Annotated in this window: 25 protein-coding genes; 21 read left to right on the top strand and 4 right to left on the bottom strand. The window is 65.9% G+C overall.

Translation table 11 applies throughout. The features are described 5' to 3' along the window. Positions 1 to 203: 203 nt before the first annotated feature. The 12 genes from FPV16_RS20585 to FPV16_RS20640 are packed head-to-tail and all read left to right on the top strand — an operon-like array spanning position 204 to position 10,133. The gene (locus FPV16_RS20585; RefSeq protein WP_227440223.1) at positions 204 to 845 is read left to right on the top strand and encodes a hypothetical protein; all 642 of its coding nucleotides are present in this window, start codon (positions 204 to 206) and stop codon (positions 843 to 845) included. After that, on the top strand, positions 793 to 2,871 hold the full coding sequence (locus tag FPV16_RS20590) for a phage terminase large subunit family protein (protein ID WP_227440224.1): 2,079 nt from the start codon (positions 793 to 795) through the stop codon (positions 2,869 to 2,871). Before FPV16_RS20585 ends, FPV16_RS20590 begins: the two co-directional genes overlap by 53 nt. A 3-nt stretch (positions 2,872 to 2,874) precedes the next feature. After that, positions 2,875 to 3,123, top strand: coding sequence for a phage head-tail joining protein (locus FPV16_RS20595; RefSeq protein WP_227440225.1), 249 nt, complete (start codon positions 2,875 to 2,877; stop codon positions 3,121 to 3,123). Between the two features lies 1 nt (position 3,124). Beyond that, positions 3,125 to 4,711, top strand: coding sequence for a phage portal protein (locus tag FPV16_RS20600; protein ID WP_413629328.1), 1,587 nt, complete (start codon positions 3,125 to 3,127; stop codon positions 4,709 to 4,711). A gap of 20 nt (positions 4,712 to 4,731) precedes the next feature. Further along, on the top strand, positions 4,732 to 5,877 hold the full coding sequence (locus FPV16_RS20605) for a head maturation protease, ClpP-related (RefSeq protein WP_227440226.1): 1,146 nt from the start codon (positions 4,732 to 4,734) through the stop codon (positions 5,875 to 5,877). A 40-nt stretch (positions 5,878 to 5,917) separates the two neighbouring features. Beyond that, on the top strand, positions 5,918 to 6,328 hold the full coding sequence (locus FPV16_RS20610; protein ID WP_227440227.1) for a head decoration protein: 411 nt from the start codon (positions 5,918 to 5,920) through the stop codon (positions 6,326 to 6,328). Between the two features lie 27 nt (positions 6,329 to 6,355). Beyond that, on the top strand, positions 6,356 to 7,405 hold the full coding sequence (locus FPV16_RS20615) for a major capsid protein (RefSeq protein ID WP_227440228.1): 1,050 nt from the start codon (positions 6,356 to 6,358) through the stop codon (positions 7,403 to 7,405). A gap of 31 nt (positions 7,406 to 7,436) precedes the next feature. Further along, the gene (locus FPV16_RS20620; RefSeq protein ID WP_227440229.1) at positions 7,437 to 7,706 is read left to right on the top strand and encodes a hypothetical protein; all 270 of its coding nucleotides are present in this window, start codon (positions 7,437 to 7,439) and stop codon (positions 7,704 to 7,706) included. Beyond that, positions 7,706 to 8,074 carry a hypothetical protein gene (locus FPV16_RS20625; protein ID WP_227440230.1) on the top strand — a complete coding sequence of 123 codons (369 nt, stop codon included), beginning with the start codon at positions 7,706 to 7,708 and terminating at the stop codon, positions 8,072 to 8,074. The genes FPV16_RS20620 and FPV16_RS20625 overlap by 1 nt, the downstream gene beginning before the upstream one ends. Beyond that, positions 8,071 to 8,736, top strand: a complete 666-nt coding sequence (locus FPV16_RS20630) for a DUF6441 family protein (RefSeq protein ID WP_227440231.1) — start codon at positions 8,071 to 8,073, stop codon at positions 8,734 to 8,736. Before FPV16_RS20625 ends, FPV16_RS20630 begins: the two co-directional genes overlap by 4 nt. Further along, positions 8,736 to 9,170 (top strand): hypothetical protein, encoded by a 435-nt coding sequence (locus FPV16_RS20635; RefSeq protein ID WP_227440232.1) that lies wholly within the window; start codon positions 8,736 to 8,738, stop codon positions 9,168 to 9,170. Before FPV16_RS20630 ends, FPV16_RS20635 begins: the two co-directional genes overlap by 1 nt. A 15-nt stretch (positions 9,171 to 9,185) precedes the next feature. Continuing rightward, positions 9,186 to 10,133, top strand: a complete 948-nt coding sequence (locus FPV16_RS20640; protein ID WP_227440233.1) for a phage tail tube protein — start codon at positions 9,186 to 9,188, stop codon at positions 10,131 to 10,133. Positions 10,134 to 10,209: 76 nt separating this feature from the next. On the opposite strand, the gene FPV16_RS20645 is transcribed toward FPV16_RS20640, so the two are convergent. The 4 genes from FPV16_RS20645 to FPV16_RS20660 all read right to left on the bottom strand — a co-directional run bounded on the left by FPV16_RS20645 (position 10,210) and on the right by FPV16_RS20660 (position 12,223). Beyond that, positions 10,210 to 10,548 carry a DUF6883 domain-containing protein gene (locus FPV16_RS20645; RefSeq protein WP_227440234.1) on the bottom strand — a complete coding sequence of 113 codons (339 nt, stop codon included), beginning with the start codon at positions 10,546 to 10,548 and terminating at the stop codon, positions 10,210 to 10,212. Positions 10,549 to 10,553: 5 nt separating this feature from the next. After that, on the bottom strand, positions 10,554 to 10,778 hold the full coding sequence (locus tag FPV16_RS20650; protein ID WP_227440235.1) for a DUF4926 domain-containing protein: 225 nt from the start codon (positions 10,776 to 10,778) through the stop codon (positions 10,554 to 10,556). A gap of 137 nt (positions 10,779 to 10,915) precedes the next feature. Continuing rightward, entirely contained in the window at positions 10,916 to 11,152 is a 237-nt protein-coding gene (locus FPV16_RS20655) for a hypothetical protein (protein WP_227440236.1), read from the bottom strand. Positions 11,153 to 12,043: 891 nt separating this feature from the next. Then, positions 12,044 to 12,223: a hypothetical protein gene (locus FPV16_RS20660; RefSeq protein ID WP_227440237.1), complete on the bottom strand. Its 180-nt coding sequence runs from the start codon at positions 12,221 to 12,223 to the stop codon at positions 12,044 to 12,046. Positions 12,224 to 12,630: 407 nt separating this feature from the next. Here FPV16_RS20660 and FPV16_RS20665 point away from each other — a divergent pair, with 407 nt between their 5' ends. The 9 genes from FPV16_RS20665 to FPV16_RS20705 all read left to right on the top strand — a co-directional run. Beyond that, complete coding sequence (locus FPV16_RS20665; protein ID WP_227440238.1) at positions 12,631 to 13,074, top strand: hypothetical protein; 444 nt, start codon at positions 12,631 to 12,633, stop codon at positions 13,072 to 13,074. Positions 13,075 to 13,100: 26 nt separating this feature from the next. Continuing rightward, on the top strand, positions 13,101 to 13,301 hold the full coding sequence (locus FPV16_RS20670; protein WP_227440239.1) for a hypothetical protein: 201 nt from the start codon (positions 13,101 to 13,103) through the stop codon (positions 13,299 to 13,301). Further along, positions 13,291 to 17,238 (top strand): phage tail length tape measure family protein, encoded by a 3,948-nt coding sequence (locus tag FPV16_RS20675; RefSeq protein ID WP_227440240.1) that lies wholly within the window; start codon positions 13,291 to 13,293, stop codon positions 17,236 to 17,238. The genes FPV16_RS20670 and FPV16_RS20675 overlap by 11 nt, the downstream gene beginning before the upstream one ends. Next, positions 17,235 to 17,675: a hypothetical protein gene (locus FPV16_RS20680; RefSeq protein ID WP_227440241.1), complete on the top strand. Its 441-nt coding sequence runs from the start codon at positions 17,235 to 17,237 to the stop codon at positions 17,673 to 17,675. Before FPV16_RS20675 ends, FPV16_RS20680 begins: the two co-directional genes overlap by 4 nt. Further along, positions 17,663 to 18,169, top strand: a complete 507-nt coding sequence (locus FPV16_RS20685) for a DUF1833 domain-containing protein (RefSeq protein ID WP_227440242.1) — start codon at positions 17,663 to 17,665, stop codon at positions 18,167 to 18,169. Before FPV16_RS20680 ends, FPV16_RS20685 begins: the two co-directional genes overlap by 13 nt. A gap of 7 nt (positions 18,170 to 18,176) precedes the next feature. Then, positions 18,177 to 18,617, top strand: coding sequence for a C40 family peptidase (locus FPV16_RS20690; RefSeq protein WP_227440243.1), 441 nt, complete (start codon positions 18,177 to 18,179; stop codon positions 18,615 to 18,617). Then, positions 18,617 to 22,435, top strand: coding sequence for a host specificity factor TipJ family phage tail protein (locus FPV16_RS20695; RefSeq protein WP_227440244.1), 3,819 nt, complete (start codon positions 18,617 to 18,619; stop codon positions 22,433 to 22,435). Before FPV16_RS20690 ends, FPV16_RS20695 begins: the two co-directional genes overlap by 1 nt. A gap of 92 nt (positions 22,436 to 22,527) precedes the next feature. Beyond that, entirely contained in the window at positions 22,528 to 24,564 is a 2,037-nt protein-coding gene (locus FPV16_RS20700; RefSeq protein WP_227440245.1) for a hypothetical protein, read from the top strand. Between the two features lie 3 nt (positions 24,565 to 24,567). Further along, a partial coding sequence (locus tag FPV16_RS20705; RefSeq protein ID WP_227440246.1) for an FAD-dependent oxidoreductase occupies positions 24,568 to 25,249 on the top strand: 682 nt, incomplete at its 3' end.

Raw genomic sequence — 25,249 nt, forward strand, 5'->3', positions numbered from 1 at the left:
GTCGATGCGATGGCGCGCCTCTCCACCCTCAGACCTTTCCTAGGAACCAACCCCTGGTGTTGTCAGCAGTGAGCAGGTGGGACGCCCGTCCTAACCCGCCGGGGACCCTGGGGCCTCCAACCCTATACGGGTGGTCGGGGCCCCAGTTGTTTCTAGCGCCAGGGTCCGAAAACCCGGTAACAGGGTAACAGGTAACAGCCGGGATGAGCGACGACAGGCACCTTAGCCAAGCCGATTTCGCCCGTCGGCGTGGGGTATCCCGAAAAGCCGTAACTGCGTGGAAACAGAAGGGCTTGCTGGTATTTTCTGATGCAGGTTTGATCGACGTCGAGGCGTCGGAATGGAACCTGGATCAGCGCCCTGCGAGCTACCGAGGCGGTGTTACCCATCGGCCGATCCGGGCCGTTACCGGTAACACTCCGGCGCGTGAGCCGACGGCGCCAGCGAAGCCCAAGCCCAACACTTGGCAGAAGCTCGGCGAGGCGATGCCGAGACCGGCGGAGCTTCCGGACGGCGACGACGAGGCCGTGGACATCGGCCCGCTCGACCCGACGAACCTACCGCTGCCGGACGCGATCCGGCGCAAGGAGAATTTCCTGGGCCTCCAGCGCAAGCAGGAGGTCGAGAAGAACGACAAGAAGCTCGTCGATCGCGAGGCGGCCGAGAAGCTGTTCTTCGACACCGCCCGTGATTACCGCGACGCCTGGCAGTCCTGGCCGGCGCGGGTCGCGGTGGTGATGGCAGACGAGCTGAAGGTCGACCCCCGTGCGCTGACGACGATCCTGAACGCGCATGTCAAACAGCATCTCTCCGAGCTCGGAGAACCCTCGGCCGAGTTCGCTTGATACCGACAGCCTCGCGAAGGCTTGGCGGAAGGGGGCGACCCCGACCCCGAACCTCGATGTCGTTCAGTGGGCCGAGCGCTACCGCAGGCTGAGCAAGGAATCGTCGAACGGCGGTCGCTTCATCGTCTCTCGGGTCGAAGTGGCCCGCGGCCCGATGCTCGCGGCGACCGAGCCGGGTGTCAGCGTCATCACTCTGATGGCGTGCACGCAGCTGCTCAAGACGACCGTGATCGAGAATATCCTCGGCCGGTTCATGCACATCGATCCGTGCCCAATCCTGGTGGTTCAGCCGAAGGACGACGCGGCCGAGACCTTCTCGAAGGACCGGCTGGCGCCCATGATCCGAGACACGGCGGTCCTGCGGGAGATCTTCGGGGATTCGAAGTCGCGAGATGCCGGCGCGACCCTGACGCACAAGCAGTTCCCGGGTGGACACATCACCCTCGTCGGCTCGAACAGCCCGACCAACCTCGCGATGCGGCCGATCCGGCTGCTTACCTGTGATGAGATCGACAAGTATCCACTCTCCGCCGGCGGCGAGGGCTCGCCCATCGACCTTGCCGAGGAGCGCCAGGCCGAGTTCAAGGCCAACAGCCTGTCGGTGAGGGCCTGTTCGCCCACGGTAGCGGGCCGCAGCGCCATCGAAGCCTCCTATGAGGAGAGCGATCAGCGCAAAGCCTTCGTCGAATGCCCTGGCTGCCACGGCTGGCACCCCTTGGAATGGGAGCAGGTCCGCTTCGACAAGGATGCGGACGGCAAGATCCGGGCGGAAACAGCCCGCTACGAGTGCGTGGCCTGCGAACATCCAATGACCGAGCCTCAGCGGCTCGTGGCGTTGCGCAAGATCGAGTGGCGGCAGACCCGTTCGTTCACATGCTGTGGCGAAAACCAGTCTCCGGAGCGTTGGGCGCCCGAAGCATACGGCGTCCGCAGGGCCCTGTGCATCCATTGCGGCACCGAGGCGGTGCCGAACGACCATGCAGGGTTCCAGGCGTCGAAGCTCTACGCCCCGAAGCAGACCATTCGCGAGACGGTGGCGAAATTCGCCCGCGCGCTACGGCGGGGACCGGAGGCCTTGCGGACCTTCTTCAACACGCAGCTCGCCAGGACGTGGAAGGAAGGCGCCGACGCACCCGACTGGCAGGATGTCTACACCCGCAAGGGTCGATACCGCAGCGGGACGGTGCCTTTCGGCGGCCTGATCCTGTTCGGCGGTGTCGACGTCCAGAAAGACCGCCTCGAGGCGAGCATCTGGGCCTTCGGCCGCAACCGCGAGCGCTGGCTCATCGAGCACCGGGTGCTTCCGGGCGACACGAACCGCGCTGAGGTCTGGACCGAACTCGAAGCCCTGTTCTCGGAGACGTGGCCGCACGAGGGCGGCGCGGAAATGACGGTTCGGGACTGGGGCGTGGATTCCAGCGGCTTCACTGCCGAGGTCTATGCTTTCGTGCGGCGTCAGGCAGGCCGTCCGGTCCATGCCGTCGACGGTCAGGACAGCTACGCGGCAGCCTTCCTCGGTGTCGGCGCGAAGGATGCGACCCCGGCGGGGAAAAAGCTGCGCCGCGGCCTGAAAACGATCCGAGTCGGGGCTTCGTTCGCCAAGCAAGAGCTGATGGGGTGCCTGTCCCTGCAGCGCCCGCCGGACGGGCGGCCCTTCCCGGCCGGCTTCGTCCACCTGCCCGAGGATGTGACCGAAGATCAGGTGAAGCAGCTGACGGCCGAGGAGCTCGTCACGCATGTCACCCGGGGCCGGACGCGGCGCGAATGGGTGCCGATCGGCGGAAGGCGCAACGAGGTGCTCGACTGCGCCAACTATGCCCGCGGGCTCGCCGCCATGCGCGGCTGGGATCGTTGGCGCGAAGTGCATTGGCGGGATCTGGAGGCTTCGCTCGGCGTCGAGCGGGGCGGGGTCATCGTCCCGACCGAGATTGAGCAACCGACAGTCGCCGCCGGCTCGCTAGCGGCCCGGAACCTTCAGCGCGCCGCCGGCCGCCGCAGCAAGGTCCGAAGCAGAACGACGAGGTAGCGAATGGCCGACGACCTCGAGAAGCAGATCGCCGCTCTGCGCAAGCAGATCACGGACATCGATCGGACAATGGCGAGCGGCGTTGAGCGCGTGGAAAGCGCCGATACCGGGAGCGTGGGCTATCGCGACTACAGCGACATGCGCCTCATTCGGTCGGACCTGCTGGCGCGTCTCCAGGCTCTGACAAGCTCTACCGTTGGCGCCCCTCGCCGCACCCGGCAGATCGTCACGACGAGCCGTAGCGGGTGGTAGCGTGAACAGCTACGGCAACATCACAATCCGCGCGAAAGGCGGCGGTCAGCTTCAGTCGGTGGCGATGGATCTGCCTGCTGGCTTTGTCGGCGCGTCTGACGCGACGCCCTACGACGTTGCCGGTGGCACCGGGCGCCGGTCGCGAGCATGGCGGGTCGGTAGCTACGGCCCGAACGCGGCCATCGTCTACGCACTCGACGAGCTACGCCGGAAGTCGCGCGATCAGGCCAGAAAGAACCCCTATGCCGGCGCGGCCGTGGATCGGCTCGTTACGAACATCATCGGAACGGGCATCGTGCCGCGCTCTATGGCGGCCCGGCCCGTCGAGGGACTGTCCAAGCCCGCCGCCAAGAAGCGGAAAGCCGAGGACGCAGCCCTCAGGGCGCAGATACAGAAGCTGTTCCTGGCCTGGACGGACGAGGCCGATAGCATCGGCGCGCACGACTTCTACGGGCTGCAGGCCTTGGCGGTCCGCGGCACGATTGAGGGGGGCGAGACCTTCACCCGTCTACGCACTCGCCGGATCGCCGATGGCCTCACTGTGCCGCTGCAGCTGCAGCTTCTTGAGGGCGACCACTGCCCGCACACCAAGAACGAGCCGGCGAACCGCGTCCGCAGCGGCATCCAGTACGATGCCATAGGCAAGCGCACCGGATATCACCTCTACCGTGAGCATCCCGGCGACGGCGGGGTCCTGACAGGGGTAGCCGATACGACGCTCGTTCCAGCGGCAGATATCTGCCATCTCTACCGGGCGATGCGGCCGGGCCAGGATCGCGGAGAGCCTTGGCTCGCCCGCGCATTGCGCACACTCTACGACCTCGACGGCTACCTTGACGCCGAGCTGATCCGTAAGAAGAACGCCGCTCGCCTCGTCGGCTTCGTGAAGCGTATTCTTGCCGACGGTACTGAAGGACCGCTCGGTACGGATCCTGGCGATGAGGAGGGCGTGGCCACTCTCGATTTCGAGCCTGGCACCATTCAGGTGCTGGCCGACGGCGAGGATATGACCTTCAGCGACCCGAAAGACGTCGGGCCGAACTTCGAGATGTTCGTCCGCGAGTCGAAGCGGAGCGTCGCGGCCGCCTGCGGGCTGCTCTACGAGATCCTGAGCGGTGACTACAGTCAGCTCAACGACCGCACGCTGCGCGCCGCGCTGAACGACTTCCGCCGCGCCGTTGAGCAGTGGCAGCACCACCTCGTCGTATTTCAGCTGTGCCGACCGATCTGGATCCGCTGGATCGACCTCGCACTCCTCTCCGGTGCGCTTCGGCTGCCGGAGGGGATGACCCGACAGGATGCCTACGCCGTAAACTGGATCCCGCAGGCCTGGCCGTACATCCACCCTGTCCAAGACGTTCAGGGCAAGACCATGGAGATCCAGGCCGGTCTCTCGACGCGCACCCGCAAGGTCGCCGAGGGCGGCTACGACGCCGAAACGGTCGACGCCGAGCAGGCCAGCGACAACGAGCGCGCTGACAGCCTGAGCCTGACCTACACCAGCGACGGTCGCCAGAAGGCTGTCGCCGCGAAGGGCGAGCCCACCGAGGCATCGGCCGAAGAGCCCCCGGCCGCCGCCGGAGACTGACCCACCATCACGGAGGCACCATGGCCACTCTGGTCAATGGGAACGAGATCATCCTCACGGGGACGGTCGGCGATCTCTATTGGGACGACTGCTTCACCTCGGCAGACGTCATCTTCGCCCTGGCCCAGGTCGGTCGCGATCAGGATGTCACGATCCGACTGAACAGCGGCGGCGGCATCGCCACCGAGGGCGCGGCCATCCATGCGGCCATCGCTGGGCACAAGGGCCGCAAGGTCATCGTGATCGAGGGGATCGCGGCCTCAGCCGCTTCCGTCATCGCCATGGCCGGCGACGAAATCGTCATGTCGCTCGGCGCGCTGATGATGGTGCACGACCCCTCGGGCTTCACCTTCGGCACCATCGAAGACCACCAGCTCCAGATCCGGGCTCTGACGGCGCTCGCGACCGCCATGGCCGGGATCTACTCCGAGCGCACTGGCAAGACTGTCGCCGAGGCGCGGGCCGACATGCAGGCCGAGATCTGGATGACGCCCGAGGAGGCTGTCGCCGCCGGCTACGCCGACCGGACGCTGGCGCGCGCCGCCAACGACGACGTCGAGCCTGAGCCGACTGCCTTCGATTACCGCCTCTTCAGCCACTCGCCGGAGCGCCTCGTCGCCCTGGCCGATCAACGCGCCTGGACGAGGCGCGTCCGTCCCACCGCCGCGACCCCTACCGCCCCTGCCCGCCAGAAGGAGACTTCCATGACCACCGAGAAGCAGAACGCCGATTCCGCGACGAAGCCCGACACCGCTCCGACTCCCCCGGCTCCCACGCCCGTGGCAACTGTGGCGCGCTCCGATGCTTCGGAGATCGCGAAGTTCTGCGTCGATGGCGGCGTTCCGGCGATGGCCGCGACCCTCCTCGCCGAAGGCGTCACCGTCGCCCAGGCGAAGGAGCGCATCGGTGCCGCTGGCGAGGTGAAGAACCTTGTGGCGCTGGCTCGCCGCAAGGACCCGACCATCCCCGAAGACCTCGCCGCCACGATGCTGGCCGACGGCAAGACCGTCGAGCAAGCGCGTGCGGCCCTCTTCGACAAGCTCGTGGCAGGCGAGGAGCGCACCGCCGTCTCGTCGCACGTCCCTGCGGATGGAGCCGCCGATCCCGCCTCGCGCATCGTCGCGAACTACCGCGCCGCCACCGGCACCAAGACCAAGGCGGCCTGACCTGGCCGCTCCCCTCAACCCCTGATTCAGGAGGCCCGTGATGGCCATCACCAATATCCCCTATTCCAACGTCGGCATCGCGGGCTTCGAGACCAATGACGGCTTCGGCCAGGTCGAGCTGTTCAACTCGGCGATCCCGCTTCCCGTCACCGAGGACTTCCCTGTCGGTGAAAGCACGACGCTCCCCGCCTTCTCGGTGGTCGGCCTGAACGCCACCGGCAATCTCGTGCTGGCGCAGACCAGCGGCACGGCCGTCGCGCCGATAGGCGTCACCACCGCACCGGCCGTGACCGGCGCCGGACAGACCGAGCGCATCGCGATCTACCGCGCCGGCAACTTCAATCCGGACGCGCTGACCTGGCATTCGGACTTCAACACCGACGCCAAGCGTGCCGCCGCGTTCCGCGGCGCGCCGTCCCCCACCAACATCGTCATCCGCAAGCGTCTCTGACGCCAGGACCCAGGAAAGGAACTCGTCATGGCGTTCGACCGCTACGAAATCTGGAACACGCACACGCTTCTCGGGGTGTACCGGGAGACCGATTCTCCGGCCAATTACTGGCTTGATCTCCTCTTCCCGAACGAGATCTCGTCCACCGACGAGTACATCGACTTCGAGAAGATCCCGCGGGCCGGGCGCAAGCTCGCTCCCTTCATCGCGCCGCTGGCCCAGGGCCGGCCGATCTACGAGGAGGGCGGCCGCGTCGCTCGCTTCAAGCCGGCCTACGTGAAGCCGTCCGATCCCGTGACGCCGTCGCGTGCCCTCACGCGCCGCCCTGGCGCGCTGCTTTCCCCCGGCGATGTCGGCCCCCAGGCGCGGTACGATGCCATCAAAGCGGACATCCTCGCCTACCATCGGAATGCCATCGAGCGCCGTTGGGAATGGCTGGCCGCCAAGGCTGCAATCGACGGCGCCGTGACCATCGACGGGGACGACTACCCCTCGGTCAGCATCAACTTCGGCCGCGCCGCCGGTCATACCATCGTGCTCGGCGCCGGAACCCGCTGGGGTGATGCAGGTGTGTCGGTCCTGGATTCCGTCCAGGGCTGGATGGACCTGATGCATGGCGCCGAGTTCGGTGGCGCGCCGAACCGCATCACCGTGGGGACCGCGGCCTGGGCAGTCGCCCGCAAGGACGAGGCCCTCATGAAGGAGATGGACACCACGCGCCGCGGCAACGACGTGGATATCCGCACCGGCCTCTACGGCACGGGCGAGGCGCGCTACGTCGGCACGCTCGGTGCGGGCCTCGAGGTGTGGGTCTACAACGACTATTATAGCCTCGGCGGAACGGTGACGCCCTTCATGTCGCCCAAGGACATCGTCCTCACCGGCCCCAACGTTCAGGGCTACCGGTGCTTCGGCGCGATCGTCGACGTGAACGCTCAGTTCCAGGCGCTGCCGATCTTCCCCCGCAACTACATCATCCCGGGTGACGTCGCGATCGAGCAGATCGTTACCCAGTCGGCGCCCCTCATGGTGCCGGTGAACCCGAACGCTACCCTGAAGGCGACCGTCGTCGCCTGATCCCCCATACCATTCGAGAGAGGACACGACGATGGCACAGGCCTTCGCAATCGCGACCCTTCATGTCTGCCGCAAGCGGGCGGAGATGAAGGACGGCAAGGTGGTGACCCCCGCCGATATCGAGGTGGTCCCGGCTGGCAAGATCGCGGACATCTCGGACGAGGACTTCAAGGTCTTCGAGAAGGCCGGCGCCGCCCGCCGTCCGACCAGGATGGACCGCGCCATGTCCGAAGGCGAGGAGGAGCCGGAGGCGGTCGAGACCGCTGCCGGTCGCGTGACGGCGGCCAAGCCGGCACGGTGATGGACGCGTTCGCAATGGGCGTCGATGCCATCTTCGACGACCCGAACCTTGCGATCGATGCGATCTGGCGCGCGGGCGGCGGCTCCGATGGGGTCCCCGTCCGCGTGATCAGGAAGTCGCCAGAGGCCATCGTCGGTCTCGGAGACAATCGGTACGACCTCAACGCCATGCTGATCGACATCCGCCTCTCCGAGGTCGCTGCGCCGGCTAAGGGCGATGCTGTCGACCTCCTCGACGACGATGGCGAACTCACCGAGACGCTGCTCGTCATCGGCATGGGCAAGATCGACACCCGGCGGCTCGTACGCACCTGCGAGGTGTCGGCCGTCCAGCCCGACGACCCGGACGAGGATCCGGACGAGCCGTGAGATACCGCGCCACCGTCCCCGACATCCGGCAGGCGCTGTTCGGCGCGGAGGTCCAGATCGCCAAGTCGGTCACGACGGCGATGAAGCAGGTCACCGACGGCCTGAAGCAGGATCTGCGCGCCGACGTCACCGAATCCGGCCTCGGCCAGCGCCTCGCGAACACCTGGCGCGGTCAGACTTTCCCGAAGACCGGTGAGAGCGTCGACGCTGCCGCCTACGTCAGCACGAACGCCCCGAAACTCATCGACGCCTTCGACCGCGGCGCGACCATCGTCGCGAACGGCCGGAAGTACCTCGCCATTCCAACGCCTGACGCCGGTGTCCGTCAGGTCTCGAAGCGCCGCGCGAAGGGTTCGACCGACAACACCCTCAGCCCAGCATCTTGGGAGCGAGAGACCGGCATCAAGCTCCGCTTCGTCCCGAGCCGTTCCGGCGGCGTGCTCGTCGCCGACGCCTTCTACCGGCGTCAGGCGCGACGCTACCAGGGCCGGAAGTCGTTCCGCCCGATCAAGGAGACCGGCCCCGAGAAGGGCCGCAAGTTCGTCGTGATCTTTATCCTGGTCAAGCAGGTGAAGCTGCGGAAGCGCTTCGACATCGATGCCACCGCCAAACGCTGGGCCGACCGCATCCCGGGCGCCATCGCAGCCAACTGGACGCCCTGATGCCGAGCAAGCGCGAACAGGTGATCCAGGCCGTCGCGGCGCTGGTGAAGGCCGCTCTCCCGAAGGCGTCTCACTTTCGCAACGAGGTGAAACAGCAAACGATTCCGGCCGGCGGTTACGCCAACGTCGATGACGGCGACCCGGGCGAGCCCGATGTGACGCTGAACCCGACCACTTGGATCTACGAGCACGAGATCCCGCTCGAGTTCGCGGCCAACGCCACCAAGACCGTCTCCGCCGAGGTCCGCCTCGACCGAATGCTGCAGGCGGTCGGTGCTGCCGTCGCCGCAGATCGGACGCTCGGCGGCCTCTGCGATTACGTGATGGTTCAAGCGGCCGTCACCGAACCCCTTACCGCAGACGGTGCGCCCGTCTCCCGGTCCGCCCTGGTCGGCCTCGTCGCCGTCTACGGCACCACTGATCCCCTGAACTGAACCGAGGAGACGACCATGGCCCGCGCCAGAGGTGCGAACGCGATCATGACCGCCGCGTTCGAAACGACATACGGAACCCCGCCCACCACCGGCTACCGCAAGCTGCCGTTCGTCTCGTCGAACCTCGGCGAGGAGCAGGGTCTGATCGCGGACGACCTCCTCGGCTACGGCCGGGAATCGCTGCCGCCGACGCGCGACGTCATCAACAACGATGGCGATGTCGTCGTGCCGATCGACCTGCGCAACTTCGGCAACTGGCTCCGCTTGTTCATGGGCGCGCCCGTCACCACGACCGCCGGCGCGGTCAACACGCACGTCTTCTCCTCGGGTGCCCGTGACCTACCCTCGGCGACGGTCGAGGTCGGGCTTCCGGAGGTGCCGAGCTACGGTCAGAACTTCGGCGTTCGCGGAAATACGATGCGCGTCCAGATGCAGCGTTCCGGCCTGCTGACGGCAACGCTCGGCCTCATCGCTCAGGGCGAGAACAAGCTCCTTGCCACCGGAGCCGGTACGCCGTCGGAAGCCTCAGTGGAGCGCTTCTCGCCGTTCCAGGGCAGCATCACCCGCGGCGGTGTGGCCCTGGCCGCCGTCGTCTCGGCCGAGTTCACCTACTCGAACAACCTCGACAAGGTGGAGGTCATCCGGAACGACGGCCGCATCGAGGATGCTGATCCCGGCATGGTCACCATGACCGGCTCCATCGTGACCCGGTTCGCGAACACTGTCCTCCTCGACCAGGCCACGTCCGGCGCACCGGTGGAGCTGACCTTCGGCTGGGTCACAGACGCCGCCCGGTCGCTCGTGTTCAAGGCGCACGCCGTCTACCTGCCGCGAGCCAAGACGCCCGTCACCGGTCCGGCCGGCGTCCAGGCCACCTTCGCCTTCCAGGCGGCAAAAGACATGACGCTCGGCAAGTCCGTCACCGCGACGCTGGTCAACAATGTCACCGCCTACACGGGTTAAGGGGTTCTTCGACAAGACCGAGGCCAAACAGATCGCATCGGGGTTGGACGAAGCGCCGGGTTGGGCGGGGTAGGGCTCAAATTTTGTATGCAGTAACGAGCAACTTCCATATGTCGCCGTCGCGCACTCGCCAGACCGATCGGATGAACGGGTTCACTCCATCGGGTGTCTGCAACGGCCCCTCATGGACGTACTTCGTCGCCCCGTCCGTCCTGACCGTCTTCACCAGGGTCTCTTTCTCACCATGATGAAACAGGGCCTCGATGAAAGGCCTCGGATCGTCCAGCGTAAAGCCACGCGCTAGGAAATAGTGCGCCTTCGGACCACCGTCCGTGTGATCGACGTTCAGCAGGTATTCGGTAATTTTTGCGTCAGGGATGCCCGGCGCGGGGACTTGCTCAACGGGTTCGGACATGAACCTTAGAGAGCCCGGAGAGCCTGGGCCCGTACCGTGGCATTGCCGACAACCGGCTTTGCGAACTCGACCTCATAGGACGTTCCGTCGCCATAGACGTCCACAATGGTGCCGCGCGAGCCGGCCGGCACCGCAATGCCATCGTCCGTCTCCACCTCGTTGAGAAGCACAACGACGCTCAGCTCGCGAAACAGCGGCGAGGCCATGGGCGCTTTGCGCAGTGTGTGCATGGTCTCGAACGACATACCTATCAGGATAGGCGCGGCCTGATTTTTGACAAGAGGATTCACAGCCACACTGGAAGCCAGGGTCTTAGCGGACCTAACAGGGATGGCTAACAGCGCCCCCTGGCGTTGTCTCGCCGCTCCTACTCCTCAGGATCTAGGGCTGTCTCATCCTGAATGGCGGCATCGATGGCGGCAAGCTGGGCCTGGATCGCAGGCATCTCTTCCGCATATTTGGCACCGCTTTCTGGCAACAGGTTGCCCTCTTGGCCCATGTTGTATCTGGCTCTTGCGAAGTCGGACACGAGAATGCGTCGCTTTTCAACCACGGCCTCTCGCAGCTTTCGAAGTCCCTCGCGATACTGAAAACCCTCAGGCATCCCACAATCCTTTCGGAGGCCACACGCCTCCTTGTCTTTGAAGCTGCAGACTCAGAGCTCGGCCTCACCGTCTCCAACTCGCACACCGCCCATTCGCCAGTCGGTAGCCTGGACCGCCACGCGAGCCGCAACCGCCGCGGCCACGGCGCCGATACACCGTGCGTAATTTAGGTTCGGCGACACGGACGATTGGAGGAGGCGGGGCAACGGGCTCGGAGACTCGCCGGATCTCGACAGGCTTCGGCTTCGGAGCAGGTGGCGTCGTTAACTTCGGGATGTCTGCCACGGACGGTGGCGGCATCAACACCACAGGCCGGATGGTTGGCGGCGAGGCTGGCGCTTCCGCGACTGTCTGAAGGGGCGGGGGAGCACTCGGGGCTTTGCTGGACCATGGCTTGGCCAGGGCGATCATCACGACCACGGTCATACCGATGAGGACGAGCCCAACGCGTCCGATTCGATCCGTACCTTGCGGGCCAACATACGGTGGCGACTCTTCGGTAGTGGACAGCCTTTGAGGGGGCGGAGGCGGGGGCACTTGTGGAGGTGGAGCAGCCTTCGGCATCCGCCGCTGTTTATTGATGATCCACTGATTATAGGCATCCTCCTGCGAGATGCCTTTCTGCCGGCTGGTTCTACGGATGCGCGCGAGGGCCTTCCGAGAGGGGGCAGGTACGCCATGGTCCTGAATGTGCTGCTTATTGAGGGCAGCCATTATCCACCAGACGAGAACAAGGCCTAAGAGCCCAAAGAAGGTACCCACATCCGGACCTCAACCGCGCTGATTCGCGTGGGATCGTTATCCCGCAGAAGTTGATGGCGGCGGAAGGGCAGCTTGGCAGACCGATCTAGAGGTTCGGCTCCGCACGCGGGTAGGAGCTAACTCTATCTTCATGCGGCGGCGGTGACCCATGTGATGATGCGACCGAGCACGTCGCCAATCAATTCGAAAACTAAGCTCGCGATCGCGAATAACAGACCGGCGACCACAACCGCATAAACGGTGCCCACTTGAGTGGGTTCGGTCAGCCCAAACTTCGAGCTCCACCAGGTCACGAAGTTCTTGAGCATGGTCGGTGGGCCTTCCGAGGTGGCTGCACTTGCACCGTTTGCGGATTGCGCGATATCGCGCAAGCGGTCAGTCAAAAAGGAATATCGTCGTCAAGGTCGTAGCTTGGCTTTGGGTCTTTAACAACGGATGCAGCTTCTTTATCACGGTCAGCAATTCGCGTGGAGGATGCTCAAGCATATCTCCGCCGAAACTAACATGCCGCCCATTGACGTGTTCGACGCGAACTACGGGACGGTGAAGGCCTATCACGCTGCAGTATGGCGAGAGGCCTACGCAATGGAAATACCGGAGCCGGCTGACGCCTAAACCGAAGCGGGCCGGAGCGGGGCTGCATTCCCGAACTGGCCCAACGCCCAGAGCTTCGCGGACTCACCGCCAGTAGCGCCCGATACTCATAAGGACAGAGATGCTCAAGCTCAAACCTGCCGCCACCGACCTCACGTGGCTCGACCTGCTCCCTGGCGTTCGCGTCCAGGTTAAGCCGATCTCAATCGCCGACATGCTCCTCACTCGCGACGAGGTGATCAAGGTCTACCGCGAGGAAGAGACCGAGGACACCTCGGCGCTGGCGGATATTGCGATCACGCGCACGCTCGGCCGTCGCGGGATCAAGGCATGGGAGGGCGTCGGCGACGACGCCGGCGAGCCTGCCCCGGTCACACCCGAAAACGTCGACCTGCTACTGCAGAACTTCGACGCCTACGACTCTCTCCACCGCCTCTACGTCGTCCCCGCCATGCAGAGGGACCAGGAAAAAAACGTCTCATCGAGCGCGCCCGGTGGCACTTCGGAGGAGGTGCCGCCTATTGCGCCGCCTGCGTCGGAACCTGCGCCGAATGCGAGTACCTGACCCACGCACCTCAGACCGATGAAGGCGTGATCGCCTGGGCGGTCATCGAGCGGTGTGGCGGGCAGGTCCGTGCCGGGTTCGGAGCTCCTTACGCGCTCGATTTCACCGCGATCCTGATGATGGCCGGCGCAATGGGTGCCGACAATCCGCTCCTCGCGGACGTCCTGCCCTTCGTCGAACCCGTGATCGTCCAAGCGTACAGGGAGGCGGCTGACAATGGCGAATAGCGTAGCAATCCGCCTCGGCGTCGAGGGACAGGCCGACGTCAAGCGGGCTTTCGACGATGCGGGGCGCGCCGGGCAGGATGCATTCCGGGGCGTTGCGACGGCACTGGACGCCGCAGGTGCGGCCAGCGACCGGCAGATCGCCAAGTTCAGGACCCTCGCGCAGGCGGGCCGGGATGCTGCCGCCAAGGAGCAGGCTCAGGCGAACGTCAATTCCATCCTCGGCGTCCGCCCGGCCCCAACCGGGGCCGCGCGGGATTCGGCCAGCGTCTTCGAGATGCAGGCCCGTGCCAGCGAGGAGGCCGCGCGACGCGCCGAGGTGCTTGGCCGCGAGATGGAGACGCTTCGAGCCCGGTTCGATCCGCTGGGCGCGGCGGCGGCACGCTACCAGCAGGCTCTCGCCGACGTCGCTCGAGCCGAGGAGATCGGCGCTATCTCTTCCCAGACGGCGACGACCGCCCGCCTTAAGGAGATGCGCTCCTACGAGGATGCCACCTCCAAAATTCAGAACATGGCCGCCGCGCAGAAGGCAGCCGCGCAGGTCGCCGTCAACCGGCAGACCGTCATTCCCGACCGCGGCGCCGACATCGCGGCCTACGGCACAGAGATGGACCGCCTGCGGGCCAAGTATTCGCCTCTGTTCGCCGTCCAGCGCGAGTACGTGGCGCAGCTGACCGAGATCCGGAACGCCGTGAAGACCGGAGCCCTGACGCAGGTCGAGGGTTCGTCGGCGCTTCAGCGGACCAAGGACACCTTCGCCAAGCAGGTTACGGATCTCCGAGCGAAGAATGGCGGCGGTCTGACGGGCTCCCAGGCGCAGAACCTCGGGTATCAGGTTAGCGACGTCGTTTCTTCACTCGGGAGCGGCTCCAGCGTCACACAGGTGGCGTTCCAGCAGGTGCCGCAGATCGCCCAGATTTTCTCCGGCCCGGGCGGCGCCAGCATCAAGGGGGCGGTGACCCAGGCGAGAGAAGCCGTCACAGGTTTCATCTCGCGCATCGGCGTCCTCGGTGGTGCGGTCGGAGGTGTTTCCGCCGTCGCGCTCCTGGGCGTCGCCGCCTTCTTCTCCTACGAGAGCAGCGCGAAGGCTCTCGATAAGGCGCTTTCGGGCGTCGGCCGCGCATCCGGCGCGACGGCTACGCAGATTGCGGCCCTCGCGCCTGCAGCTGCCGCGGCCGGGAACGTCTCGGTGCGGACCGCCCGTGAACTGGCCGGCGAATACGCCGCCACGGGCAAAATTGGCGTGGCGATGTACGCCTCCCTCATCGGGACGGCGAAGGATTACGCTGCGTCGACGGGGCAGGACCTCGCTGACGCTAACAAGACCCTAGCTGCCGCGTTTGCCGACCCATCGAAGGGCGCCGAGACGCTTAATGCGCAGCTCGGCTTCCTCAACAGCATCACGAAGGAGAACATCGAGCGCCTTCAGGCGCAGGGTGATCGCCTCGGCGCGCAGCGGGCTCTGTTTGACGCCTACAAGGGCAGCCTGAGCAGCGCGACCGAACTCACGTCCGGCTGGGGGCGGATGATGTCGGCCACCGGTACCGTGATCTCGGACATCTGGGACCGGGTTGGCCAGGCCATCGACCGTAGCATCACCGGCGGGACGCTCGAAGACCAGATCGCGACCGCGCAGCGGAACCTGGATCTGGCTCGAACGGCTCAGACCAGCCGCGTGGGCGCATTCCGCAGCGGGATCTCCGGTCGTGGCGTCCCGGACGCCGAGGCTGACCTCAAACGCCTGAACGACCTCCTTGGCGAGCGCACCAAGCGATTGGAGCGAGCGCAAGTCGCCCAGCGCAATCTTGAAACCGGTGTGCTTGTTCGTTCGCTGCTTCCAGAGCAGCAGAACCTGCAGCAACTCGAAGACAAGGTGATCCGCCTCCGGGCGGCCATCACGCAGCCCGCCAAGTTCGGCCTCGACCAGCGAGCGCTCGCGGAAGCCGAGGGGGCGTTCGAGCGCTTGCGCGTCTTGGCTCGGAACACTCGTGAGGACATTGAGAAGTTCGGCGATCCGGCGATTGCAGCGGCAAACCGGCAGGCCGAGTTCCGGAACAAGCTCGCGACCGACAACATCAACCCGGTGGACCGGCAAGTTGCCGAGCTTCGCTCTCAGTTCGAGATCGAGCTGCGCAAGCGGAACATCGACCCAGCAGCAACCCGCGAGAGCATCTCCAAGCCCTTCAATGATCGCCTCAACGATCCGAACCTCGATCCGCGGGAGCTTTCAGCGATCGCTGCGGCGCGCGATGTGGCGCTACGCGCGATCACCGAGCGGGAGGGGCTGACCAAGACCCTCAACACCGAGATCGACACGATCAAGAAGGAGGCGGAGACCCGCGCCACCCGCTCGCAGAGCGTCAACTCGTACATGGACCGCGTGATTGGAGTGGAGAGCGGCGGGAAGACCGACGCGAAGAATACCATGTCAACGGCGACTGGCCTCGGCCAGTTTCTTGAGGGGACGTGGATCCCGCTATTCAAGGAGCAGTTCCCCGACCGCGCCGCAGGCATGTCGGATCGCGAGATCCTGGCGCGTCGGACGGATCGCGACGACAGCGTGGCGGTGCTGCGCCTCTTCACCGAGCAGAACTCCCGCTTCCTCGAAAAGCAGCAGATCGCGACCACCGACCGCAATCTCTACCTCGCGCATTTCGCTGGTGCTCAGGGCGCGGTGGACCTTCTGAAGGCCGATCGAGGCGCGAGCGCAGAATCCATTCTCGGTCGGAAGGCAGCGATCGCTAATCCGACGATCATCGGTGGCGGCCGCACGGCCGGCGATGTCATCGACTACGCCGGGCGCGTGATAACCAAGGGCGCGCCGTCCGTCCGTGCCGCGGACCGCGAGGTGGCGAGCCTTCGCACCCAGATCACCCTGACGGATCAGACCACCGAGGCGGAAGCGCGTCGGCAGAAGATCCAGGAGCTTCTGAACGACGATCTGCAGCGCGGCGGTGCTCTCGGGCGCACCTTCGCAACGGCTCAGGATCTCATCAAGGCGTCGGCATCCCAGGTGACGCCCGAAATGGAGGCCCAGCGCAAGGTCTTCATTGAGACGGCTGACGCCTACGCCAAGGCGCTGGCCGGGTTGGACAACAGCAAGCTCGGACGGGACATCCTTTTCGACCGCTCGCAGATCGACCGCAGTCCCCAGGAGCAAGCCATCGCCTCCCGCCTGCGCGGGACGGGGCTCGGCATGGATTCGGCCGAGGCGGATGCGCTACGCCTGAACGACAATCTCCGGCAGACGAAAGAGCTCGCCGGCGGGGTCTTCAGCGGCATGCTGTCCGATCTGCGCCAAGGCGTCAGCGCGGCAACCCTGCTGGGCAACGTCACCAACCGGATCGCCGACAAGTTCCTCAGCATGGGCTCCGAGTGGGCCATCTCGAAGATGTTCGCCGGCAGCGGCAAGGAGGGGGCAGGCGGCTTCCTGGCCTCCATCATGGCGATGGTCGGTGGAAAGGCAGCGGGCTACGTGCCCGGCTACGCCACCGGCAAGGTGCCTTTCCTCTCCCGTGAGGGCGTGGTGAACGGCCCTGGCACGCCAACCTCGGACAGCATGCTCGTTCGGATCTCCGACAAGGAGGCGATCATTCGGGCGGCATCCGTTCAGCGGTACGGCACTGAGTTCATCCGCTCCATCAACGAGGGGACCTTCGGCGCCACCTCGAACCAGAACGTTCCGCGCCATGCTGAGGGACGGACCCCATTCACGGTGCCAAGCGCTGGAGCGATGGGCCCGGCCGGCTCGAACGCGCCGCAGCCCGTCGACCTCAGGATCATCAACCAGTTCGAGGACGCTCGGGTCGAGAAGCGCCAGGTGCCCGATGGCCGCGGCGGCAAGCGGGAGGAGATCCTCATCCGTGAGGCATTCGTCCAGGGCGCGAGCACCCGTCAGGGGCAGCAGGCCATGAACCAGCCGAGGGTCGCTACACGATGATCCCCGTCTGGCCCGCCAGCCTGCCTCAGCGCGTCCTCGCTGAGGGCTTCAACGAGGGATTCCGCGAAGGCCGGTTGCAGACCGCGCCCGAGCGGGGCCCGGTGAAGCTGCGTCGCGGCTCGTCCTCGGTCGGCAAGCCGATCCAGCAGTCGATCAAGATCGACGCCGAGCAGTTCACCACTCTTGAGCGCTTCTGGGAGGTCGATACCGGCGGCGGTGTTCGCCCGTTCTGGTTCCCCGACCAGACCCGCGGCGGCATCCCGATCCTGACGGCCGCCGGCGAGCCGATTGTGACTCCCTACGGTGCGGCGCTGCTGAACGCGAAGTGGTGGCTCGTCCAGTTCGGCGGCACCGCTCCCAGCGCCGGGACCCGCAGCCGCGGCATGTCCTTCGTCGTCCCTGTCCCCATGACGGTGCTGTACTCATGGGCCGCCTAATCTCGCTGAACGCCCGCCAGGCGATGAACGCCTCGGCGACCGACGACGGGCCGGTGATGCTGATCAAGATCACGCACGCCACCCTGCCGGCGCCGGTCTACCTGTCGAGCGATCCGACCATGCGGTTCTCTATGGACCCGCTGCGCTACGGCACCCGCCACCAGGGGCAGGACTACGACTTCGTCATCATGGGCGCGATCATGCCCGACGATGAGAAGGACACGCCGCCGAAGACGACGCTGGCGTTCGAGAACGTGGCGCCGGACATGGCGGCGCCGCTGCGGGCGATCTCGTCGCCGGCACGCATCGACCTGACGGTGGTCATGGCCCTATCGCCGGACGTCGTCGAAGCCCGCTACACCAACCTGCGCGGCGTGAAGGCGTCCTACGATGCCGACGCCGTGTCGCTCGATATCTCGCGCGAACCCTACACCTCCGAACCCTGGCCCTCCGGCCGGTTCTCGCCGGCCCGGTTCCCCGGCCTCTTTCCGTAGGCTGCCCATGCATTGGTCTGCCGAATACATCGGCCTGCCCTGGCAGGTCGGCGGGCTCACGCGTGACGGTATCGCGTGCTGGGGCCTCGCCCGCCTTGTCTACGCCGAGCAGCTTGACATCGACGTCCCGGATTATGCCGCGTCTGTGTCGTCCTTGACGGAACGGGCCGAAATCGCCTCGGTGTTCGCCGATGGCACGTCCGCTGCCGGCCCATGGACTGAGGTCTCCGTCAGCGAAGCTTCCGAGTTCGACATCGTCACCTTCCATCGGGCCGGCATGACCTATCACGCTGGCATCGTCGTTGCGCCCGGCCGGATGCTGCATATCAGCGGCAAGGACGAGGACAGCTGCCTCGTCGACTACACGAACGGACGATGGGCGCCGCGCTTGGTCGGGGCATACCGGCATAAGGCGCGGATCCTCGACACGGTCATGCAGGCCGCCTGATGAACGCACCGGTCCGCGTTCTCGCACAGCCGCATCTGCTCGACGCCACCCGCGACCGGGTCGCGTTCACGGTCGCGCCCGGTCAATCCATCGCCCAGATGGTTGCCGAGGCGATGCCGACGGGGCGCAGGCTGGGTGGCGCCTACTTCCGGGTGACGCTCAATGGGCATCCGATCGCGGAAGCGCTCTGGCATGCGGTGAAGCCGAAGCCGGGCACGCAGGTTCTGATCCGCGTCGTTCCTCAGGGCGACATCCTGAAGAACGTCCTGACCATCGCCCTGACGGTGGCGGCCATCGCCGCCGGCCAGTTCTACGGCCCCATGCTGGCGGGCGAGCTGCTGTTCGGCGGGCTCGGCGGCGTCGGCACGGGCTCGCTCGGCACGGCGCTGGCGGGCGTCATCACCGCGACGACGCTGCTCGCCGGTACGCTCCTCATCAACGCGCTGATCCCGGTCCGCAGCGACAAGAAGGACACCGCCACCTACGGCATCCAGGGCCTCCGCAACCAGGCGCAGCCCGACGGGGTGGTGCCGGCCATTCTCGGCTTCCACCGCTCGACGCCACCCTATGGCATGCTGCCCTACACGGAATCAGTCGGTGACGACCGCTTCGTCATCGCGAACTTCATCCACGGCTACGGCCCGATCGCCCTGCGCAACCACCGCATCGGTGAGACGCCGATCGAAAAGTACCAGGAGGTCACGGCGGAGTACCGCGAGGGCCGAGTCGGCGACGCAGCGCTGACGTTGACCCCGCAGCAGGTCGTCGAGCGCGCGTTGTCGATCGAGCTTCTCAGCGGCGGCCCGGGCGCAGGCCCGCAAACGCGTTACACCAAGGCGGACATCTCCTCGTTCTCGATCGACATCGGCTTTCCGGGAGGGCTTGGCGGCGTCGACAAGGATGGGAAGAAGGTCGGCGTCGAGGCGACGTTCACCCTGCGCTATCGCAAGGTCGGCACCGAGACGTGGACCTCTCGGCCGATCTCGGTCTACGCCAAGCTGTCTGGCAAGGCGTTCACGCGCACCTTCTCCTACGAGGTGACCGATCGCGGTCTCTACGAGGTCGAGCTCACCCGTACCAGCAGCGACTTCGACCGTCCGGACCAGGATCTGTCGAAGAAGGAAATCCAGCGCACCGGACGCTCGCAGTGGTCGGTTCTGCGCTCGTTCCGGCTCGAATACCCGCTGAACTTCGACAAGCCCTTGGCGGTGACCGCCATCCGCATCCGTGCGACGGGTCAGCTGAACGGCACGCTCGACGAGTACAACTGCGACGCCTTCTGCATCTGCTCGGATTGGGACGCGGCGTCCAATGCCTGGATCGAGCGCGAGACGCAGAACCCGGCCTCGCTCTTCCGGCACGTGCTGACGGGGCCGGCCGGCGCCTATCCACTAACCGTGGACGAGGTCGACGCGTTGGGCGCCTGGCACGCCTACTGTGTCGCGAACGGGCTGACCTACAACCGGGTCCACGATTACGAGGCATCCGTCCTCGACGTGCTATCGGACATCGCCGCCGCCGGCCGGGCGAGCCCGCATGACAAGGGCGACCGCTGGGGCGTCGTCATCGACCGCGCTATCGATACGATCGCCGCGCATATCACGCCGCGCAACTCCTGGGGCTTCAAGGGTGAGCGGTCCTACCTGACCTTTCCCGACGCCTTCCGCGTCAGCTTCCTCGACGAGACCAACAGCTACACCAAGGCCGACCGCATCGTGCCGTGGCCCGGCTTCATCGGCCAGCCGAAGGTCATCGAGAAGCTGCAGCTGCCCGGCATCACCAACCCGGCCCAGGTCTGGAAGGAGGCTCGGAAGCGCCAGTACGAGATCATGCTCCGGCTCGATACCTTCACGGTCAACCAGGACTTCGAGAGCCTTGTGCCGACGCGCGGCGACCGGGTCGAGCTTTCGCACGACGTCCTCGACCGCGACCAGATCGCCGCCCGTATCATCCTGCAGCCGGAAAGCCTGTCGGCCCTCGTGCTCGACGAGATGCTGACCATGGAGGCGGGGCAGGCTTACGCCGCCCGGGTCCGCTATTCCGACGGCACTTCGAACGTGTTCCCCGTCCGCACGGTGGCCGGCACCTCGAACGTCCTCATCCTCGACGGGCCCGGTCGGTTGCCGGCGATGGACGACCTCGTCATGTTCGGAAAGGCGACGCGGATCTCGCAGGCCTGCACCGTGAAGGGCATCCAGCCGCAGAAGGACTTCACCGCGGCGCTCACCCTGATCCCGCACGCGCCGGAGATCGAGACGTTGGTCGCCGCCGATGTGCCGCCGGCCTGGAGCGGCCGCGCCGGCGCCCCCGTGGACCAGCCCGTCAGCATCCCCGTCGCTCCGATCATCGTCAGCGTCGATTCCGGCACGTCCGCCTCGGGGCTCGCGACGACCGAAAACCCCTATCCGGTGGTAGTCAATCTCCGCCCGAACCCGTCCGGCACGACACCGCTCGCGACTTTCCAGGTGCTCAGCCGCAAGGTCGGCACCACGACGTGGCTCACGAGCTCGGCTCTGGCCGGCGCCGGCAGCGTGCTCCTCGCCGGGTACGCGAAGGGCGATGTGATCGAGTATCAGGCTCGCGGCGTCTCTACGCGCGGCACGGCCGGCGATCTGACGACGCTCGCCACCCACACCGTCGGCGCCACCGATGCGCCGTCTCCGGCCAACCTCGTCGTCATGATCGAGCGCGCCACGGTGAACGGCGGGACCTCCGTCGCCTTCCTGCGGCTCACCTGCTCGGCCCCTACCCGAACCGACCTGTCCCTCGTTGGTCGCTACCGCCCGGTGGGCTCGACCACTTGGACTGCGATCCCTCTCAACACGTCCAGCCGGACGTCCATCGCATCCGGCACGCTCGCCGACAGCACGGACTACGAGGTCCAGGCCGCACTCTCGACCGATGCCGGCGGCGACATCAGCGCCTACGTGCCGGCCACCGGCTCGCCGATCCGCGCCGTCTCCGATCCCACGGCGCCGAGCGCGCCGACCTACACCTCGGCAACGCTCAGCGGCACGACGGTCTCCCACGCCATCAAGCAGTCCGGCGGCAACGCCCGCACCGTTCAACTCTTCCGTGCCAACGGCTTCGGCAGCACCTTTGCCGGCGCCAATCTCAGCGTCACTAAGGCCGTTGATCCGAACCAGACCGACACGCTCACCGACACGATCTCGCTCGGCTACATCACCTGGTGGCTGACCGCGCAGAACGGGTCGGGTGTCACGAGCGTGCCGAGCGCGTCGCAGGCGCTCCTGTACGTAGCCCAGCCCAACGCGAAGAACTCGTTCCCGAACGATCTCACCAACGCGGAATGGATAAAGACCGGCATCGGGCCGCCGGTGGCGCAAGGTACGGGGCCGGACGGGGCACAGGCCACCTTCCTGCCGGAGACGGCCACCACCGGCACGCATACGGTCGCCTACAAGGCCACGGGTCTCGTCTCTGGCGCGAAGGTGCGGGCCATCTGGGGATTGAAGGCCTCGGGCCGATCAGCTGGGCGCATCGATTTGATCAACAGCGGCGGCACGGGCAACGGCGACTATGCCCGCATCGCGTTCGATATCACCGCCGGCACGATCACTGTCGGCGTGGTGAGCGGCACGACCTTTAGCGGTGTCACGGCGACCATCCAGAAGGTCTCGGCCGACTTCTGGCTGATCGTCATCACCGCCAACACGTCGGCCTCGGCCGGCACGTCGGGCGCTTTGGCCGCCGAGAACCGCCTCAACCTGGGCACGGGCGGCACGACCATCTCCTACGCGGGCGACACCACCAAGGGCCTGCTGGCCTGGGCCTGCTCCCTCGCGCCGGTGACTTGAGCGCAACCGCGCACCTCATCCGACCCCAACCCCTCCGAGCAACCTGACGCCGCCTCGCCTCAAGCGAGCGATGGCGCGCGGGAGACCTTTGCATGCCGCTTTCGACTGAACTGCCAGTCGGCGATCTCTACGAGGTCGTCGGCAACTTCCGGCTGAATGGAGATGGACCGCCGACCACCGGGCGGATGGGGCTCGCGCGGCTCCAGGAGATCCTTCTCAACTCGACGAGCCTCGTGGGGGCCCGCCTTGTAGATATCGAGACCCGACTTGCCTCCCGTATCACCACCCTGGAAGGCTTGGCCGGTATCCCCGGCGGTGCCAATCTCAGTCAGAAGGTAGACGACCTAAATATTCGGGTCGGGAATGCCGAGACGGCGGTCGGCAGCCTAGCCAGCGACAGCGCCACCCTGCGCGGCACCCGCTATTTCGGCCGCCCGGCCAAGGATCTGCGGGCTTGGACGGCCCGGCACGACCTGCCCGCCAAGGATGCCCCGCCGCTGACGACGGGCGGCGTTTACACGATCACGACAAACGGCCCAGGTGGCTCTGCGCTGTGCATTACGGGCAACGGCTACGCCAGTTCCATCGCGAAGATCCCGATCGATGACGGCGAGATCATCGAGCTGACTTTCAAACAGGCTCGGCGGACCGACAACACCGGCGCCAACGCGGCAGCGAACAACGTCCCCGTCAACGACGTGGGCTGCTACCGCGCCGATGGGTCCTTCATCACCACCGTGCCACTCCCTGCCACGGCGCTTCTGAAGGCGGATCTCGTCCGCTCCGTCACCTATCGCGTGTCCCTTACGGCTGCTCTCAGCCAAGCATCCCTCCCTGCCGGCACGCGAGAAATCTGCCCGGTTGTCGGTGAGCGTGGCGCGACCGGCGCAATGGAGTTCTACGCGGTCGAGCGCAATTCCCAGAGCCTGACCAGCGCACCGGAGATGACCGACGCCATCGCGTCTGAAGATCGTCTCTTCATCTTCGATGACAGCGCCAAGCTCATCAAGAAATACACCTTCGCACAATTGGAGGCTTACTTGGCTCCCCCAAGACTGTATCAATTCGAAATCAGAGGCGTCGTTGTCAGCAACGAGTCTTCCGTTGTCCTTTCGGCTGACGATCTGCGGCGGGACGTAATTGAGATCCAGGCCGCCAGCCAGTGTCAGCTTGCTGTCCGCTGGGGCGGTGGCGCCGCTTCCTTCGTGGATGGGGGAAGCTGGATCCAATCGAGCGATTGGCTCAACCACAACGGCGGCCAGGGCTCTTGCAGCATCGCAGTCCGCGCCAAAGAGGGCGATGGCCCAACGGTCCCTTTCAGCACGACGCTCATTATCCGCGTCAATCGGACGGTCAACGTTCCGCCGAACGCCCTTACGAAGGGCGATATCGTCCTGGGTCGCATGAAGGACCCGATGGACCCCCGCTATGCGGCCATCATCAAGAAGGAGGTCGACGACTCCGTTGCCATTGGTGATTTCCCCAAATGGCCGCTGTGGTGCCTTATCAACTCGTCCAAGGAAAATGTCCGCGTCAACATCGGCAACCCGACCGGCAGGCTTTTCACCTTCCGCGAAGGCACGAGCGGAACGCCCATCCAGATCAACCCCTACGTCAATCTCGTTGGCAACGGTCAGGATCAGAATATCGATACGACCTATATGCCGGCGGAAGTTGGCTGGCTCGACGCGTCGCATGCGCTTGCCGCCAGGGCGGGCTCTACCGCTGTCGGCGGAGCCAATCCTCAGATCGCGTCCAACCTCATCAACGTTCAGCCTAACCGCACCACCACAGACCACGGCTTCAGCTCTGGATCGCAAACCGACCGGACGTCCGCGCTTGGAACGCAGGGGAAGTGGGTCGGGCTGAGCCGCATTTCGACCGGGTCGTTCCGCACGTTCATCGACGAGGCGTTCTCGGCCGAGTTCGTGCGCGCCAATCCGGCAGTCGTGCCCCGCACCATCAAGCTCATGTCGGGCGCGGGCGTCGCCGGGAACTCGGATTATAGCGCAGCGCCGTTTGCCGGAGCGTTTGCCGGCCCAGGAGTTACGGACGCCGAGTTCATCCGCCAGGTCCAGCGCGTCAAGCGCATCGAGGCCGTCGGCGCCCTCATCGCTTCGGGAGCTTGATCCATGGCGAACCCGACAGCGTTCCTGTGGAGCCTAAGCTCCTCCACCTGCGTCGCCGCGATCCGCCTTGCCGAGATGGGTATGGATGTCGTTGCGTGCGGTGCCTACGACAAGATCGGCGAGATGGCAGGCACCGGCCTCAGCCAGACCGACCGCGAAATCGGTGGGACGTCGTTCTGGGGCTACCAGAACGAGTTCTACCTTCGAGCCGGTGACCTCTGCGGATACAACGACAACCCCAACAACGCCCGGCGGGTCCAGATCTTCCCATCTCCCCAGGCTGCGGACACGATCTTCCGCGAGTGGCTCAACAAGTACCCCGAGCGCACGGTTGTGAGCGGTCAGCAGAAGGGGAAGATCATCTGGCGAACCAACGCCGAACTGACCGGCGTGAAGATGAACGGCAACGTTCTGGAGCAGGTGACGGCCGGCGGCACGACTTACGACGTCTGGGACTCGTTCGACGGCTCCGACGAGAACGACCTTGTGAAAGCGATGGGCCTGCCTCTCCGCCTGGGCCGCGAGAGCGCCTTCATCACTGGCGAAAAGGCCGGCGGCGTCACCCCGATCCAGTTGCAGTCAGGCACGCGCGCCTACGACTTCGCGACCGGTAACCGTCTGCCGTGGCTCAAGCCGAGACCTCGACGCTCGGCCAGGGGCGAGGGCGACTCGTCGGTCATGGCGT

The sequence above is a fragment of the Methylobacterium sp. W2 genome, from assembly GCF_020662345.1.
Classification (GTDB): Bacteria; Pseudomonadota; Alphaproteobacteria; order Rhizobiales; family Beijerinckiaceae; genus Methylobacterium.